Genomic DNA, 16225 nt, shown 5'->3' on the forward strand with positions numbered 1-16225 from the left:
GGGCAGCAGGAAAAATTGCATCCGCGACTCGGGCAGTGCGCTGTGACAAAGCGGTTGAATGTGTAATATACGGTGTACATGCCCCACCTCGAAACACTGGACGGTCTGCAAGCTCGCTATGGGGAGCGCTACCGCTGGCTGCTGTTGCTGACCGTGATGATTGGCACCGTTGCATCCATCATGTCGTCCACCATCATCAACGTGGCCGTGCCCGATATGAGCCGCTACTTTGTGCTGGGGCAGGACCGCATGCAATGGGTGTCATCCGGCTTCATGGTGGCCATGACGATTTCCATGCTGACCACGCCGTGGCTGCTGTCGCGCTTTGGCTATCGCCGTACCTATTCAGGAGCCATTGTGCTGCTGCTGGTGGGTGGTGTGGTGGGTGGGATTTCCAATAATTTTGATCTGGTGCTGGTAGCCCGGGTTGCGGAGGGGCTGGCTTCTGGTGTGGTGCAGCCAATACCCGCCATCATCATCCTGCGGGCGTTTGCCTCCAGCGAACAAGGACGGGCCAGCGGGATTTTTGGCATGGGCGTGGTGCTGGCGCCCGCGATTGGCCCCAGCGTGGGCGGGCTGCTGGTGGACTGGTTTGGCTGGCGGTCCACTTTTTTCATGGTGGTGCCGTTCTGTCTGGCGTCGATCTACATGGCGCGCAAATTTATTCCGATTGCCAACTTGGCGGCCGATGCGGACAAGGCGGTTAAGGCGACGCTGGATTGGATGGGTCTGGCGCTGGCAACCATTGCCACGCTCAGTTTGCTCAACGCACTGGTGACCTTGCAAAGTGGCTCCCTGGTCCACTCCGCCTTGTTGTTGGGGCTGTCGGTGGCGACTTTGCTGGCTTTTGTGAAATGGCAGCATCGCCTGAGCCATGTCCACAGGGGGCCGCACCAGCAGGCTCCCTTGATGAATCTGGCGCTTTTCAACCACCGCCAGTTCGCCATGGGCAGCATCGTGTCGTTCATTTATGGCACAGCCCTGTTTGGGTCCACCTACCTGCTGCCTGTTTATTTGCAGATGGGCCTCGGGATGTCGGCCTCGCTGGTGGGCACCCTGATGCTGCCCGCCGGGCTGGTGCTGGGCATCACCATCCCCATCGTCGGGCGGATGGCGGACCGGCAACCGACCCATGTGCTGGTGAGTATCGGTCTGGCGCTCTTGGCGCTCGGCTTTGGGTTGATGGTGACTGTAGGGCTAAAGACCGCAATCTGGGTCATCGTCATCTGGGTGATTGTGGGGCGCATCGGCCTGGGCTTTATATTGCCGTCGCTGAACCTGGGTTCCATGCGTGGCCTCTCGAAGAATCTGATCGCACAGGGCTCCAGTGTGATCGGATTCGTGCGGATGGTGGGTGGCGCGGTGGGCGTGAGCCTGTGTGCCTTGGTGCTGGAGTGGCGACTGGAGGTGCATGGGCAGTCGCTCGCACACCCCACCACCAACCCGCAGCGTTTGCTCGCCTTCAATGAATCTTTTTTGATGCTGGCGGGCATTTGTGCCTTGGCCCTGCTGGCGGCCTGGCAGGTACGGGAGCAGCCGCACGAGTGATATTAAAAAAAGGCGCTACCGATTTGGTAGCGCTTTACGTAATATCTACGAGGGCTGGTGCCCTATTTCACTAGTAACTTTTAGACCAGCAGGGCATTCACCCGCTTGACATAGGCTGCTGGGTCCGCCGGCATGCCGCCCTCGGCCAGCAGGGCTTGGTCGAACAGGATGTGGGCCAGATCGTTGAAGTGCACTGAGCCTTCGAGCTTCTTCACCAATGGGTGCTCGGCGTTTACTTCCAGCACCGGCTTGACTTCGGGCGCGGCCTGACCGGCTTGCTTGAGCATCCGCGCCAATTGGGTGCTCATGCCGTGGTCCTGCACGACCAAGCAAGCTGGGCTGTCCACCAGGCGGGTGGTGATGCGCACGTCTTCGGCCTTGTCCTTTAACGCTTCTTTCAGCTTGGCCAGCAGGGGTTTGAAGGTCTCAGCCGCTTCTTCAGCGGCCTTCTTTTCGGCTTCGTCTTGCAGGCTGCCCAAATCGACGGCGCCCTTGGCTACGCTTTGTAGCGGCGTGCCGTCAAACTCTTGCACAAAGTTCAGCGCCCACTCGTCCACGCGGTCGGTCATCAAGAGCACTTCAATGCCCTTTTTCTTGAACACTTCGAGCTGTGGGCTGTTCTTGGCGGCGGCCAGCGTGTCGGCGGTGATGTAGTAAATGGCCTCCTGGCCTTCTTTCATGCGCGCCTTGTAGTCGGCAAAGCCCACGGTGGCAGCATCGCTGCTGGTGGATGCAAAGCGCAACAACTTGCACAGGCGCTCCTTGTTGGCAAAGTCTTCGCCCAGGCCTTCTTTGAGCACCGCGCCAAATTCGGCGTAGAACTTGGTGTACTTGCCCGCGTTCTTTTCGGCCTCAGCCTTGTCTTCGGCACTGAGTACGTCAGTTACACCATCGGTAGACGTCTCGCCCACCTTGTCGTGTTTCGCCAGGTCTTCCAGCATGCCCAAAACCCGCTTGGTGCAGCCCTCGCGAATGGCTTTGACGTCGCGGCTTTCTTGCAGCAGTTCGCGGCTCACGTTCAGTGGGAGGTCAGCGCTGTCGACAACGCCCTTCACAAAGCGCAGGTAGGTCGGTAGCAGGGCATCGGCGTCGTCCATGATGAAGACCCGCTTCACGTACAGTTTCAAACCGCCCTTTTTGTCGCGGTTCCACAGGTCCATGGGCGCTTTGCCGGGGATGTAAAGCAACTGCGTGTATTCGGTGCTGCCTTCCACTCGGTTGTGGGTGTGGGCCAGCGGCGCTTCAAAATCGTGGCTGATCTGTTTGTAGAACTCGTCGTACTGCTCGGCGCTGATGTCTTTCTTGGGGCGGCTCCAGATGGCGCTGGCCTTGTTGACCGTTTCCCACTCGCCGGTCTTGACCATGCCACCGGGCTGTCGGCCACCGGCTTCGTCCGATGGGTTGATCAGCTCGCCATCTTTCCATTCTTCCTTTTCCATCAGGATGGGCAGGCTGATGTGGTCGGAATACTTGTTGATGATGTTCTTGACCTTCCAGGCCTGCGCGTAGTCCAGTGCGTCTTCGCGCAGGTGCAGGGTCACACTGGTGCCGCGCTCTGCGCGTTCGATGGCTTCCACCTCAAAGTCACCCGAACCGCCGCTGACCCAGCGCACGCCTTCGGAGGTCTTCATGCCAGCGCGGCGTGATTCCACGCTGATCTTGTCGGCCACGATGAAGCCCGAGTAAAAGCCCACGCCAAATTGGCCGATGAGTTGGGAGTCGGCCTTTTGGTCGCCGCTCAATTTGCTGACGAAATCCTTTGTACCGCTCTTGGCAATGGTGCCCAGGTGGTCAATGGCCTCCTGTGCGCTCATGCCGATGCCGTTGTCGGTGATGGTCAGCGTTTTGGCGTCCTTGTCAAAGGTGACCTTGACCTTGAGCTCGGAATCGTTCTCGTACAGGCCACCGTCGTTGATGGCTTCAAAACGCAGCTTGTCGCAGGCGTCCGATGCGTTGGAGATCAGCTCGCGCAGGAAAATTTCCTTGTTGGAGTACAGCGAGTGTGTGACCAGGTGCAGCAGTTGCGCTACTTCGGCCTGAAAGGAAAGGGTTTGCTTGGTCATAGGAAAAAGAACTCTCAGAAAGTTTCAACAAAAAGCGGCCAACGGGCACCTGTGTGCGCCGCGTGGGAAACCCTCAATTATGGGCGAGTCGCTGGTATTTCAAGAGCCTGCGCGCTGGGCCGGTTTGGCGGGTGTCAGCCATTGCAGCAGTTGGGCCGTCACCTCGGGGCTGTTCAGCAGTGCCATGTGGGGGGTGCGGTACACGGTTGCCTGTGCCGTCTTGGCAAACTGCAGGTTGTGGCGCGGGTCGCTGTGTTCGCCCAGGCCGCTGGCCAGGGGCACCAGGCCGTCGCCAATCAGGCGATCCGCCAAAGGGCTGCGTTTGGATGCGGCTGTGGCGACCACGGTGTAGCAGGCTACGCCCTCAGGCAAAGGCAGACTCTGGCGGCTGTCGGGTGTGCGGGTAAAGCGGTCCCGACCCTGCCAGTCGGCATCCAGCACGTGGCCGTAACGCAGGTCGGTGATACCGGCGCTGCGCAGCTGGCCCAGCTTGGCGAGGGGTTTGCTGAACGGGGTGGTAGCCAGAATCACGTCCACCCAGTTGCCGGCTTTCTCCAAAGGGGAGCCGTGGTGGGGGGTGCCCAGAAAGACAATATTCTTCAATTGCGTGGGCCAGTGCAGGTTGTCTTGTTGCGCGTAGTGGGTGGCACTGCGGATGATCAGGCCACCCATGCTGTGTACCACTGCCGTGAGTTCTTCTACCGGCACCGGCCAGTGCTGCAGCACCTGTTCCAGCAATGCAGCCAGTTTGCGACCGTTTTGAGAGGTGTGCAGTCCCGAGTTATAGCGCAGGTAGATGGGGGTGTAGCCCAACTCTGCGGACAGCGCTGCGGCATGGTCGGACTGCGGCTTGCCGCCTTCCTGTGGCATGGCTCGCCATTGCAGATCGTTCATGCACAGGCCGTGGATCAGCAGCAGTACCTTGCCTGTGGCGCCGGGCATGGGGGGCATGGCATGCGGGTTCAGGGCGTTGCCTTGCCAGCGCAAGGTCATGGGCGTGGCCAGCGGGTTGTGGTTTTGCGCCAGTTGGTCACCCATGACGCCATTGAGCGCGGCCAGCACGGCTTCACGGCCATAGGTTTCTGGCGGTTCATCCACCAGGTTTTCAAGCAACGGCTCCATCTTGGTGAACGCTGCCTGTAGCCCCCTGCCCACCAGCTCAGTTACACCGTGCACCGCGCGGTAGACAAAACCAGTAATGCCACGGGCCCGGGCCTTGGATGCACCATGTGATGACGCGCCCATGGAAGACCATACGGCTTGGTGCACCCCCTCGCTCATGGTGGTGACACCGCGGGTGGCTTGCGTGGCCAGCTGGGTGACCGCTCGCAGGTCGGATGGTCGCAGATGGCGCAGCGGTTTGGCTGCTGCCTTGGGTTTTTTGGGCATGGTGTGTGCGGCTGTGCGCCGTTAGAATTTTTCAAACGGTGCCAGATAGCGCCATTGGCCAACCGGCAAATTGCCCAGCATGACCTTGCCAACCCGCACCCGCTTGAGGCCCACCACTTTGAGGCCCACCAGCTCGCACATGCGGCGAATCTGGCGTTTTTTGCCTTCGGTCAGTACAAAACGCAATTGCTCGGGGTTTTGCCATTCGACCTTGGCTGGCTTGAGTGGCTGGCCGTCCAGGCTTAAGCCGTGGCGCAGCAGACGCAACTTGTCGGCAGGAAAGACGGATTGCACATCGGTGCTGATCGGGTCGTCATCGTCAATGCGGCTGAGTTGGGTGACCTTGCCGCCGTACGTGGCGGCGGCAGAGTTGGCAGCAGCGGGATTTTCGGAGCCGGTGTAAACCACGCGCACCAAATACTCTTTATCCATCTCCGAATCCTCGCCAATCAGCTGGCGCGCGACGCGGCCATCCTGCGTGAGCACCAAGAGGCCCGTGGAATCAATGTCCAGTCGCCCGGCAGGCACCAGGCTTTTAAGCTGGCTGCCGTGGAAGAAGAAGCGGGCGTTGTCATCCACCCAGCGGTTTTGCGGCTGAATCAGCGTGATGGCGGGCTCATGTCCGTCTTCGGCCTGGCCGCTGACAATGCCAATGGGCTTGTTCAGCAAAATCGTCACCTGGTTGGCCTGCGCGCCTTTGGCCTGTTGCGTCACTTCGATGCGTGCATCGGGCGCCACCTGCATGCCCATCTCGGCCACCTTGCCATTGACCTTGACCCAACCCTTGGCAATCCAGTCGTCCGCCTCGCGCCGTGACGCCATGCCCAGCTCGGCCATGCGCTTATTCAGCCGCACCGTGCCATTGGCGCCATGCGCCGCCGTGTTGGTCTGGCCTGCTGGGATGGGTGCGCGGCTGGCCGCTGCCTTGCCCACTGGCGGCGCGGCGCGGCGGAATACGGAAGGGGTAGGGGGTTTAGAGTCGTTTGTCATTTTGCTATGTTTTTAGTAGCTGTTTGTGTATATTTTACGAGGGCTGGAGGGCTAATTCGCCTAAAGTGTTTTTACTCATCTGCCCAGGTGCGAGCGACTGGTTCAGGACCTGCCCCGTTTGACAACATGACGCTACTGCGAAAAAATAGGTCAAACCACCGTATCTACTTCGGGTAGCCAGAGACTATCACCAATGCAGACCACCACCACTGCCACCATCGCAGCCATCCCACCACGCAAGCGCAGTGCGTTGGGATGCGCCACCCTGGTATTGCTGGTCGGCCTGGCATACAACCCCGCGACAGCCCTGAGCGCAGATCTGGATTGGAGCATCGGCGGGTACGGCGGCCAATACTACGATTCTGAACCGGCTGGTTTAACCCAGGGCAGGGCAAAATTTTTGAACCAGCACCTGTTGGCCATCACTGGCAGCAAAACGGTGTGGCGCTCGCAGACGCTGCCTTTATCGCTGGAAATCGACGCGATGATAGGCCAGCAGTTTGGGTTGGAGTCTCTGACCGAAATCGCCATTGCACCGGTGCTGCGGTGGAGCAGCTTTCCCTGGAATGACACGTTGCAAACTGACTTGCGGCTGGGGCCTTTGGGCTTGTCGTACACGTCCAAGGTCAGCGCGCTGGAGCGTGGCCCGGACGGCAACGGCAGCCAGACGCTCAATTTTTTGATGATCGAACTTGCGTTCTCACGACCCCAACAGAAGTCGAATGAGGTCTTTGTGCGCTTGCACCACCGGTGCGCGGTCTACGACCTGCTGAACGACTATGGGGCCAATGGTGAGGATTTTTTGACCTTCGGGTACCGCGTACGGTTCTGAAAATCAGTCCGGAACCCTTTGCTACTTGAAATTTACTTGGCTACGCAAAGCCTGCAAATCCATCACCCTGAGCCCCCCGTACTCCACCTGGATAGCCCCCTGCGCGGCTAGCGCCGTCAGCGCCTCATTCACACGCTGGCGCGACAGGCCCACCAGGTAGGCCAGCTCCTGCTGGGTGATGCGCAATACTTCACCGACGTTGGGGTACAGCACCGGATTGAACAGCGACGCCAGGCTGCGTGCCACCCGGATGTTGGGGTTGGTCATGCGGTCGATTTCGCGCGCGGCAATGAACTGGCCCAGGCGTTCATTGAGCTGGTTCATTACAAAGCGGTTAAAACCAATGGAGTGGTCCAGCAGCCAGTGGAAAGTGTCCACATGCAGGCCCGCCACGCGGCTCTTGCGCAGAGACTGGATGTTGTAGCGGTAGGCCTCGCGCTTCATGGCCGTGCCCTCGCCAAACCAGCCGCCTGGCGGCACGCCGGTGAAGGTCATGGTCTGGCCTTCGGCGTTGTCGCTGCTCATCTTCAAAAGCCCGTCCACCACGCCAAACCAGTAGGTCACCGGGCGGCCCATGCGGCAGATGTATTCGCCAGCGCTGGCATCGGCAATTTTGAGCTCTCCAATGGCGCGCTCCCTCTCCTGAGCAGACAGCACATGGATCCAGGGAATGGATGCAAGTTCGGACGCGGTCAGTTCGCGGCGACGTTGGTGCAGGCTGGAATCTATCGTCATGGCGGTCGTTGTAAGTTACCGATAAGTGAAGGGAAAACACCTAGTTGGAAATGCCTGGATTGTCGTCCAAACGACAACATGGCGTCAAACTGACGGCTAATAATCGGGCCCATAGACAGCCCTTGTGCGTGACATGGGGGTTTGGCATAGGCGACAAGGATTTGGAATGCAAACGACTTTTCCGCGGCTACTTCAAAAACACGCCAGTGAGCGCCCCAACGCGCCTGCTATGCGTGAAAAGGAATACGGGATTTGGCAGTCGCTGTCCTGGGCAGACCTGCAGACGATGGTGCAGCACCTGAGCGCCGGCCTGCACCAGGCGGGTTTGCGTCGGGGCGAGCACATGGTGGTGGTGGGAGCCAACCGGCCGCGCCTGTATGCCACCATGCTGGCCGTGCAGTCGCTGGGTGCCATTCCGGTGCCGCTGTACCAGGATGCCGCCGCCGCCGAATGCGTGTACCCCATTAATAACGCTGAAGTGCGCTTTGCCTTTGCCGAAGACCAGGAGCAGGTCGACAAGTTGCTGGAAATCCGCGAGCAGTGCCCACAACTGACGCACATTTATTACGACGACCCGCGCGGTTTGCGCAAGTACGATGAACCATGCCTGGCTTCGCTGGACGAACTCCTGGCCGCCGGCAAGGCGTTCAACGGATTGCACCCAGAGTACTATGCGGCCGAGATCAACAAAGCCCAGCCCGATGACGTGGGCGCGATGTTTTTCACGTCCGGCACCACCGGGAACGCCAAGGGCGTGGTGCATACCCACAACTCCCTGCTCAACCGGGCGCGCGTAGGGGCCGATTTTGACAAGCTCACCGGCGCCGACGAGGTGCTGGCCTACCTGCCACCGGCCTGGATCGGCCAAAACATCTTTAGCTACGCCCAGTGGCTGGCCTGTGGCTATGTGGTGAACTGCCCGGAGTCCGCCGCCACGGTGACGATCGACCTGAAGGAAATCGGGCCCACGTATTACTTTGCGCCGCCCCGCGTTTTTGAAGGTCTGCTCACCAGCGTGATGATCCGCATGGAAGATGCCGGTGCCATCAAACGCGGCATGTTCAATTACTTTATGGGTGTGGCCAAACGCGTAGGCCCGGACCTGATGGATGGCAAGACCGTAGGCATGGGCGACAGACTGCTGTATGCGTTGGGTAATCTGTTTGTGTATGGCCCTCTGCGCAACACCTTGGGCTTTAGCCGGGTGCGCGTGGCCTACACCGCCGGTGAGGCGATTGGCCCTGATCTTTTTTCGTTCTTCCGCTCCATTGGTATCAACCTCAAGCAGCTCTATGGTTCCACGGAGACAGCTGTGTTCGTGTGTCTACAGCCCGACAACGAGGCCTGGGCCGACACGGTGGGTGTGCCGTGCGAAGGCGTGGAGATCAAGGTGGCCGACAACGGCGAAATCCTGATCAAATCCCCCGGTCTTCTCAAGGAATACTACAAAAACCCGGCAGCTACCGCCGAGGTGCTGACCGAGGACGGCTGGTACCACTCCAGCGACGCTGGTTTCATCGACGCCCATGGTCACCTCAAGATCATTGACCGTGTGAAGGACGTGGGTCGCATCAAGGGCGGCGCCAACGACGGCGCCATGTTCGCGCCCAAATATGTCGAGAACAAGCTGAAGTTCTTTTCGCACATCAAGGAAGTGGTGGCCTATGGAGATGGGCGCGACAAGGTGTGTGTGTTCATCAATATCGATTTCGATGCAGTAGGCAACTGGGCCGAGCGGCGTAACCTGCCGTATGCGGGTTACACCGATCTGGCGCAAAAACCCGAGGTCTATCAGCTGATCAAGGAGTGCGTCGAAAAAGTCAACGCCGACCTGTGCGTAGACACCCTGTTGGCGGGTAGCCAGGTCAGCCGTTTCCTGGTGCTGCACAAAGAGCTGGACGCCGACGACGGCGAGCTGACCCGCACCAACAAGGTCCGCCGCGGCTTTATTGCCGAGCGCTACGACGTGTTGATTGACGCGTTGTACGGCGGCCAGACATCCCAATTTATTGAGACCCAGGTCAAGTTTGAAGATGGTCGCACTGGCAAGGTCAGCGCCACCCTGATGATCGAAGATGCAAAGACCTTTGCACCCGTGAAGGCGGCAGCATGAGCATGACAACACCCGCAGCAGTGGCCCCAATTGGAGCCAAAAAGAAGATTGGCGACGTTATTCTGGACGTCAAGAACATCAGCCTGCGCTTTGGCGGCGTGAACGCACTGACCGACATTTCGTTTAACGTACGCGAACACGAAATCCGCGCCATCATCGGCCCCAACGGTGCGGGCAAGAGTTCCATGCTCAATTGCATCAACGGTGTCTACACGCCGCAGGAAGGCGCTATCACTTTCCGAGGCCAAACCTTTTCGCACATGAACTCGCGCCAAGTGGCCGAGATGGGCATTGGTCGTACGTTTCAGAACCTGGCACTGTTCAAGGGCATGAGCGTGATCGACAACATCATGACCGGGCGCAACCTGAAAATCAAAAGCAATATCCTGATGCAGGCACTGCGGATCGGCCCAGCCGCGCGAGAGGAAATTGCGCACCGCGAGAAGGTTGAGCACATCATCGACTTTCTGGAAATTCAGGCCTTCCGAAAGACGCCGGTAGGCCAGTTGCCATATGGCCTGCAAAAACGCGTGGACCTCGGACGCGCGCTGGCGATGGAGCCGCAGGTGCTTCTGCTGGATGAGCCCATGGCCGGCATGAACGTGGAAGAAAAGCAGGATATGTGCCGTTTTGTGCTGGATGTGAATGACGAGTTTGGCACCACCATCGTGCTGATCGAACACGACATGGGCGTGGTAATGGATATTTCCGACCGCGTGGTCGTGCTTGACTACGGCAAGAAAATCGGTGACGGCGAGCCGGAAGAAGTACGCAACAACGAAGACGTGATTAGCGCCTACCTGGGAACAAGTCATTAATTTTTGCGGGGGGGGGCGGGAGTTGTGGGTGGTTTTTTGGTTCCGCCCCCCACTGGGTTGGGGGGGTTCGATACGATGGCATTTTTTCTTGAAACACTGATTGGCGGCCTGATGGCCGGCATGCTGTATTCGCTGGTAGCGCTCGGCTTTGTGCTGATCTACAAGGCCTCTGGCGTGTTCAATTTCGCCCAGGGCGCCATGGTGCTGTTCGCAGCCCTGGCCATGGCGCGCTTCTCGGAGTGGATTCCGGGGTGGACTGGCATTGACAACAAGATTCTGGCCAACGTCCTGGCATTTTTGATTGCTGGCGCGTTCATGTTTGTGGTGGCCTGGGTGATCGAACGTCTGGTGCTGCGCCACCTGGTCAACCAGGAAGGCGCCACGCTGCTCATGGCCACGCTGGGCATTGCCTACTTCCTCGAGGGCCTGGGTCAGTCATTCTTTGGAAGCGACATTTACCCCATCGATATCGGCATGCCCAAGGATCCGGTCTTTGTACTTGATTCCGTGTTCCCCGGCGGCCTTCTCATCAACCAGGAAGACGTCATTGCTGCAGGCATTGCGGCCGCGCTGGTCATTGGATTGACCCTGTTTTTTCAAAAAACCACCACGGGCCGCGCGCTACGCGCTGTGGCTGACGACCACCAGGCAGCGCAGTCGATCGGTATTCCGCTGGGCCGTATCTGGGTCATCGTGTGGTGCGTTGCCGGTGCCGTGGCGCTGGTCGCCGGGATGATCTGGGGCTCCAAGCTCGGCGTGCAGTTCTCGCTCACGACCATTGCCCTGCGTGCGTTGCCTGTCGTCATTTTGGGCGGGCTGACTTCTGTGCCCGGCGCCATCATCGGCGGCCTGATCATCGGGGTTGGTGAAAAGCTCTCCGAGGTCTACCTTGGCCCTTATGTTGGGGGTGGCATTGAAATCTGGTTTGCCTATGTGCTCGCGCTGGTGTTTCTGCTGTTCAGGCCGCAGGGACTCTTCGGTGAGAAGATCATCGATCGCGTCTAAGCCAATACAAGACCTACAGGACACCCACCATGTTTTACCGCGAAAACGGCCAGTTCAAGACCAGCTACCGATCTGACCAGCAGATTTTCCCGATTGCGCAGGACCGGATTGCAGTTGGTCTGCTGCTGGCGGTGGCGTTCGTCGCCATTCCGATGTTTGCCAGCGAGTACCTCTATACCTCGATCCTGATTCCCTTCGTCGTCATGTCGCTCGCCGCGTTGGGCGTGAACGTGCTGGTGGGTTACTGTGGGCAGATATCGCTGGGGTCAGCCGCATTTATGGCAGTAGGCGCTTATGGTGCCTACAACTTCTTTGTGCGCGTACCGGGCATGCCGCTGATACCGGCGCTGATTCTGGGTGGTGTCTGCGCCATGCTGTTTGGCATTCTGTTCGGTTTGCCCAGCCTGCGCGTCAAGGGCCTGTATCTGGCGGTTGCCACGCTTGCAGCACAGTTCTTCAGTGACTGGATGTTCTTGCGCATTCAATGGTTGACCAATGATTCGCCGTCGGGTTCGGTATCGGTCACCAACCTCAAGGTGCTCGGTATGGCGCTGGACACACCCGTTGCACGCTATCTGTTCTGCCTCTCGTTGCTCACGGTGATTGCCTTGCTGGTCAAGAATCTGGTGCGCGGTGCCATTGGCCGTGAGTGGATGGCGATTCGCGATATGGACGTGGCCGCTGCCGTGATTGGCATTCGCCCGATGTACGCCAAGCTCAGCGCGTTTGCCGTCAGCTCCTTCATCATCGGCGTGGCCGGTGGCCTGTGGGCCTTCGTTCACCTGGGCTCCTGGGAGCCGGCGGCGTTCTCGGTTGAAGTGTCTTTCCGTCTGCTGTTCATGGTGATCATCGGCGGTATGGGGTCTGTGATGGGCAGCTTCTTTGGTGCCGGCTTTATCGTTATCCTGCCGATTATTCTGAGCCGAATCCTGCCTGCTATGGGCAACTTGGTGGGTATTGAGTTGTCCACTGCGACGATTTCGCATGTCGAACTCATGACCTTCGGTGGGCTGATTGTCTGGTTTCTTATCGTCGAACCCCATGGCCTGGCCAAGCTGTGGTCCATTGGCAAGCAAAAACTCCGGCTCTGGCCTTTCCCACACTAAACCGTGTAATTCCGTTCCCCCCCCTGTGCTTCAACACATTCATTCAAAGGAGACATCCATGAAGCTTTCGAAACTCGTCATCGCGGCCACTGTCGTGGCCGCTGGTGCAGCGTCGCTGTCCACCAGCGCGTTAGCGCAGGCCAAGGAGCAGTTCTTCCCGCTGCTTTCCTACCGCACAGGTCCTTACGCACCCAACGGCACGCCCTGGGCCAACGGCAAGCAGGACTACCTGAAGATGATCAACGCCCGTGACGGCGGCATCAACGGCGTCAAGCTCACTTTTGAAGAGTGCGAAACCGGCTATGCCACCGACCGCGGCGTGGAATGCTATGAGCGACTGAAAGTCAAGCCCGGCGTCGCAATGATTGACCCGCAATCAACCGGGATCACCTTTGCCCTGACCGAAAAAGCACCGGGCGACAAGATCCCGTTGCTGACGGTGGGTTATGGCCTGTCGATGTCGGCAGACGGCATGGCCTTCAAGTGGAACTTCGAGATGATGGGCAGCTACTGGACCGGCGCCGACATCATCATCCAGCACTTGGGCAAGTCGCTCGGCGGCATGGACAAACTCAAAGGCAAGAAAATTGCGCTTGTTTACCATGACAGCCCGTTTGGCAAGGAGCCCATCCCCCTGCTCGAAGAGCGGGCCAAAATGCACGGATTCGATCTGCAGCTTTTGCCTGTAACGGCACCCGGCGTTGAACAGAAGGCCACCTGGTTGCAAGTACGCCAGAGCAAGCCTGACTACGTACTGCTGTGGGGCTGGGGCGTGATGAACTCCACCGCGCTCAAGGAAGCCCAGGCTACCGGTTACCCGCGCGAGAAGATGTATGGCGTCTGGTGGGCGGGTGCTGAGCCAGATGTGCGCGACGTGGGTATGGGCGCCAAGGGCTACCACGCCTTGGCACTCAACGGTTCCGGCAAGGACCAAAAGGTCATCCAGGAAATCACGAAGTATGTGCACGACAAGGGCCAGGGTACCGGCCCCAAGGATGAAGTTGGCTCGGTGCTGTACACCCGTGGCGCGATGATCCAGATGCTGGGCGTGGAAGCTGTGCGCCGTGCACAGGAGCGTTTTGGCAAGGGCAAGGTCATGACCGGCGAGCAAGTGCGCTGGGGCTTTGAGAATCTGAACCTCGACCAGAAGAAGATCGATGCCATGGGCTTTGGCGGCGTGATGCGTCCTGTCTCTACAAGCTGTGCTGACCACATGGGTTCTAGCTGGGCTCGCATCCAGACTTGGGACGGTGCCAAGTGGAACATCGCGCCAGAGTGGTACCAGGCAGATGAACAAATCTTGAAGCCCATGGTTAAAGCCGCCGGCGACAAGTATCTGGCTGACAAGAAAATGAAACGGCGCGAGCCGGCTGATTGCCAATCTTGATGGCATGACCCTTCTGCCCGCTAGGCACGGGTAGATTCTGGCGGCTCCTCGGAGCCGCCAATCGTCAGGCTTGTAGCCCAAGTCTGACGATTGGCACAGTGAGAAAGCTTATGGAACCCAAAACTATTGTTCTGAACGTCAACGGCATCGAGGTTATCTATAACCACGTGATTCTGGTGCTTAAGGGTGTGTCACTACAGGTGCCCGAGGGCAGCATCGTGGCTATTCTGGGCGGCAATGGGGCGGGCAAGACAACTACGTTGCGTGCAGTTTCCAACCTTCTCAAAGGCGAACGCGGTGAAGTCACCAAAGGCTCGATCGAGCTGCGCGGTGAGCGCATTGAAAATCTGTCGCCCGCCGACTTGGTGCAGCGCGGCGTGGTGCAGGTCATGGAGGGGCGGCACTGTTTTGCCCACCTGACGATTGAAGAAAACCTGCTAACAGGCAGCTACACCCGCAAAGACAAGGCGGAGATCGCTGCCAATCTGGAGAAGGTTTATACCTACTTCCCGCGCCTCAAGACCAGGGCGTCCAGCCAAGCCGCCTATACATCGGGTGGTGAGCAGCAGATGTGTGCCATTGGCCGCGCCCTGATGGCCAACCCCAGCATGGTTTTGCTCGATGAGCCCTCCATGGGCCTGGCACCCCAGATCGTCGAAGAAGTGTTCGAGATCGTGAAAGATCTCAACACCAAAGAAGGCGTCACTTTCTTGCTGGCCGAGCAAAACACCAACATGGCCCTCAAGTACGCGGACTACGGCTACATCATGGAGTCGGGCCGGGTGGTGATGGATGGTGCAGCGAACGACCTGCGCACCAACGAAGACGTCAAGGAGTTTTACCTTGGCATGGGTAGTGGTGAGCGCAAGAGCTTCAAGGACGTCAAGAGCTACAAGCGCCGCAAGCGTTGGCTGGCCTGAATCGCTTGTTCCCCAGCCCACGACCCAAAACGGATTCCCACCCATGTCCCCACTTTTTGATGCGCTGGAAACGCGCGAACCAGCGCAGCGCGAGGCCGCGCTGATGGCAGCCTTGCCGGCGCAACTGGCGCACGCGCGCAAGTCTTCCCCCGCTTATGCCGAGTTATTGCAGGGTTTTGAAGTGGAACAGGTAACCACCCGCGCCGCGCTGGCCAGCCTGCCGGTGGTGCGCAAGCACGAGTTGCAAGAACGTCAGATCGCAGCCCGCACCGCCAGCGATGTATTCGGCGGCTTTAGCACCGTTGGCAAAGGTGCGGCCATGCCGCGCGTTTTCTCCAGCCCCGGTTCCATCTACGAACCCGAAGGCACGGCGCGCGACTATTGGCGCATGGCCCGGGCTATCTATGCGGCGGGTTTTCGGCCTGGCGAGCTGATTCACAACAGCTTCAGCTACCACTTCGTGCCGGCCGGTTCCATGATGGAAACGGGTGCCCATGCCATGGGTTGCTCGGTGTTTCCGGGTGGCACGGGGCAAACCGAACAACAGGTCCAGGCCATGCGTGATCTGCAACCGGCGGGTTATATCGGTACGCCCAGCTTTCTCAAGCTCATTATCGAGAAGGCGCAGGAAATGCAGGTGCCACTGCCAAGCGTCACCAAGGCGCTGCTGTCAGCCGAGGCCTTTCCGCCGTCGTTGCGCGATTGGTTTTTGGAACGTGGCATTGCGGGATACCAGTGCTATGCCACGGCGGACCTCGGGTTGATCGCCTACGAGACATCGGCGCGCGAGGGCTTGGTGTTGGATGAGGGCGTGATCGTGGAAATTGTGCGCCCCGGCACGGGCGATCCAGTGGCTGATGGTGAGGTGGGCGAGCTGGTGGTTACCACGCTCAACCCAACCTATCCCCTGATCCGCTTTGGTACCGGTGACCTGTCTGCTGTGCTGCCTGGAGCCTGCCCCACTGGCCGCACCAATTCCCGCATCAAGGGCTGGATGGGGCGTGCCGACCAGACCACCAAGGTTCGCGGTATGTTCGTGCACCCCAAGCAGGTGAATGATATCGTCAAGCGCTTTGCCGAGGTGGCGCGGGCACGGCTGGTAGTAACGGGCGAAATGGCCAATGACAGCATGACGCTGTGCGTGGAAGTTGCCAATCCGGCTGAGGGCCTGGCTGTGCGCATTGGCGAGGCCATCCGTGATGTGACCAAGCTGCGCGGACAGGTGGATGTGGTGCCGTTGGGCAGTCTGCCCAACGACGGCAAGATCATCGACGACGCCAGAAGCTACAAGTAGCCTGCGGTCAGCAGGCAAAAAAGGG

General features: G+C 59.2%; 13 protein-coding genes. 9 read left to right on the forward strand and 4 right to left on the reverse strand.

The genetic code is table 11. From position 1 onward, the window contains the following. Positions 1-78: 78 nt before the first annotated feature. Positions 79-1548 (forward strand): DHA2 family efflux MFS transporter permease subunit, encoded by a 1470-nt coding sequence (locus IPI80_RS18035; RefSeq protein WP_413862494.1) that lies wholly within the window; start codon positions 79-81, stop codon positions 1546-1548. Positions 1549-1628: 80 nt separating this feature from the next. Here IPI80_RS18035 and htpG read toward each other — a convergent pair whose 3' ends face one another. From htpG to IPI80_RS18050, 3 genes are all read right to left on the reverse strand, one after another. Continuing rightward, the gene (gene htpG / locus IPI80_RS18040; RefSeq protein WP_413862495.1) at positions 1629-3611 is read right to left on the reverse strand and encodes a molecular chaperone HtpG; all 1983 of its coding nucleotides are present in this window, start codon (positions 3609-3611) and stop codon (positions 1629-1631) included. Positions 3612-3710: 99 nt separating this feature from the next. Further along, positions 3711-5000, reverse strand: a complete 1290-nt coding sequence (locus IPI80_RS18045; RefSeq protein WP_413862496.1) for a lipase family alpha/beta hydrolase — start codon at positions 4998-5000, stop codon at positions 3711-3713. Positions 5001-5021: 21 nt separating this feature from the next. Beyond that, positions 5022-5990: a pseudouridine synthase gene (locus tag IPI80_RS18050; protein ID WP_413862497.1), complete on the reverse strand. Its 969-nt coding sequence runs from the start codon at positions 5988-5990 to the stop codon at positions 5022-5024. A 193-nt stretch (positions 5991-6183) separates the two neighbouring features. Here IPI80_RS18050 and IPI80_RS18055 point away from each other — a divergent pair, with 193 nt between their 5' ends. Then, positions 6184-6822: a hypothetical protein gene (locus IPI80_RS18055; RefSeq protein WP_413862498.1), complete on the forward strand. Its 639-nt coding sequence runs from the start codon at positions 6184-6186 to the stop codon at positions 6820-6822. 21 nt (positions 6823-6843) lie between these two features. On the opposite strand, the gene IPI80_RS18060 is transcribed toward IPI80_RS18055, so the two are convergent. Then, the gene (locus tag IPI80_RS18060; protein ID WP_413862499.1) at positions 6844-7557 is read right to left on the reverse strand and encodes a Crp/Fnr family transcriptional regulator; all 714 of its coding nucleotides are present in this window, start codon (positions 7555-7557) and stop codon (positions 6844-6846) included. 166 nt (positions 7558-7723) lie between these two features. Between IPI80_RS18060 and IPI80_RS18065 the strand changes: the two genes are divergently transcribed. The 7 genes from IPI80_RS18065 to IPI80_RS18095 all read left to right on the forward strand — a co-directional run bounded on the left by IPI80_RS18065 (position 7724) and on the right by IPI80_RS18095 (position 16200). Further along, the gene (locus tag IPI80_RS18065; RefSeq protein ID WP_413862500.1) at positions 7724-9670 is read left to right on the forward strand and encodes an AMP-dependent synthetase/ligase; all 1947 of its coding nucleotides are present in this window, start codon (positions 7724-7726) and stop codon (positions 9668-9670) included. A 2-nt stretch (positions 9671-9672) separates the two neighbouring features. Next, the gene (locus IPI80_RS18070) at positions 9673-10488 is read left to right on the forward strand and encodes an ABC transporter ATP-binding protein (protein WP_413862501.1); all 816 of its coding nucleotides are present in this window, start codon (positions 9673-9675) and stop codon (positions 10486-10488) included. Positions 10489-10563: 75 nt separating this feature from the next. After that, positions 10564-11493: a branched-chain amino acid ABC transporter permease gene (locus IPI80_RS18075; protein ID WP_413862502.1), complete on the forward strand. Its 930-nt coding sequence runs from the start codon at positions 10564-10566 to the stop codon at positions 11491-11493. A 29-nt stretch (positions 11494-11522) separates the two neighbouring features. Continuing rightward, entirely contained in the window at positions 11523-12599 is a 1077-nt protein-coding gene (locus IPI80_RS18080; RefSeq protein ID WP_413862503.1) for a branched-chain amino acid ABC transporter permease, read from the forward strand. A gap of 58 nt (positions 12600-12657) precedes the next feature. Then, on the forward strand, positions 12658-13986 hold the full coding sequence (locus tag IPI80_RS18085) for an ABC transporter substrate-binding protein (protein WP_413862504.1): 1329 nt from the start codon (positions 12658-12660) through the stop codon (positions 13984-13986). 110 nt (positions 13987-14096) lie between these two features. Continuing rightward, positions 14097-14906: an ABC transporter ATP-binding protein gene (locus tag IPI80_RS18090; protein ID WP_413862505.1), complete on the forward strand. Its 810-nt coding sequence runs from the start codon at positions 14097-14099 to the stop codon at positions 14904-14906. 43 nt (positions 14907-14949) lie between these two features. Continuing rightward, the gene (locus IPI80_RS18095; protein ID WP_413862506.1) at positions 14950-16200 is read left to right on the forward strand and encodes a phenylacetate--CoA ligase family protein; all 1251 of its coding nucleotides are present in this window, start codon (positions 14950-14952) and stop codon (positions 16198-16200) included. Positions 16201-16225: the final 25 nt, after the last annotated feature.

It is taken from the genome of Candidatus Aalborgicola defluviihabitans, from assembly GCF_016705985.1.
In the GTDB taxonomy this organism is placed as follows: Bacteria; Pseudomonadota; Gammaproteobacteria; order Burkholderiales; family Burkholderiaceae_C; genus Allorhodoferax; species Allorhodoferax defluviihabitans.

Coding starts and splice junctions, on each gene's coding strand:
- htpG (WP_413862495.1), bottom strand. CDS start 3,611: ATGACCAAGCAAACCCTTTCCTTTCAGGCCGAAGTAGCGCAACTGCTG.
- IPI80_RS18065 (WP_413862500.1), top strand. CDS start 7,724: ATGCAAACGACTTTTCCGCGGCTACTTCAAAAACACGCCAGTGAGCGC.
- IPI80_RS18085 (WP_413862504.1), top strand. CDS start 12,658: ATGAAGCTTTCGAAACTCGTCATCGCGGCCACTGTCGTGGCCGCTGGT.
- IPI80_RS18080 (WP_413862503.1), top strand. CDS start 11,523: ATGTTTTACCGCGAAAACGGCCAGTTCAAGACCAGCTACCGATCTGAC.
- IPI80_RS18070 (WP_413862501.1), top strand. CDS start 9,673: ATGACAACACCCGCAGCAGTGGCCCCAATTGGAGCCAAAAAGAAGATT.
- IPI80_RS18045 (WP_413862496.1), bottom strand. CDS start 5,000: ATGCCCAAAAAACCCAAGGCAGCAGCCAAACCGCTGCGCCATCTGCGA.
- IPI80_RS18050 (WP_413862497.1), bottom strand. CDS start 5,990: ATGACAAACGACTCTAAACCCCCTACCCCTTCCGTATTCCGCCGCGCC.
- IPI80_RS18035 (WP_413862494.1), top strand. CDS start 79: ATGCCCCACCTCGAAACACTGGACGGTCTGCAAGCTCGCTATGGGGAG.
- IPI80_RS18055 (WP_413862498.1), top strand. CDS start 6,184: ATGCAGACCACCACCACTGCCACCATCGCAGCCATCCCACCACGCAAG.
- IPI80_RS18095 (WP_413862506.1), top strand. CDS start 14,950: ATGTCCCCACTTTTTGATGCGCTGGAAACGCGCGAACCAGCGCAGCGC.
- IPI80_RS18075 (WP_413862502.1), top strand. CDS start 10,564: ATGGCATTTTTTCTTGAAACACTGATTGGCGGCCTGATGGCCGGCATG.
- IPI80_RS18060 (WP_413862499.1), bottom strand. CDS start 7,557: ATGACGATAGATTCCAGCCTGCACCAACGTCGCCGCGAACTGACCGCG.
- IPI80_RS18090 (WP_413862505.1), top strand. CDS start 14,097: ATGGAACCCAAAACTATTGTTCTGAACGTCAACGGCATCGAGGTTATC.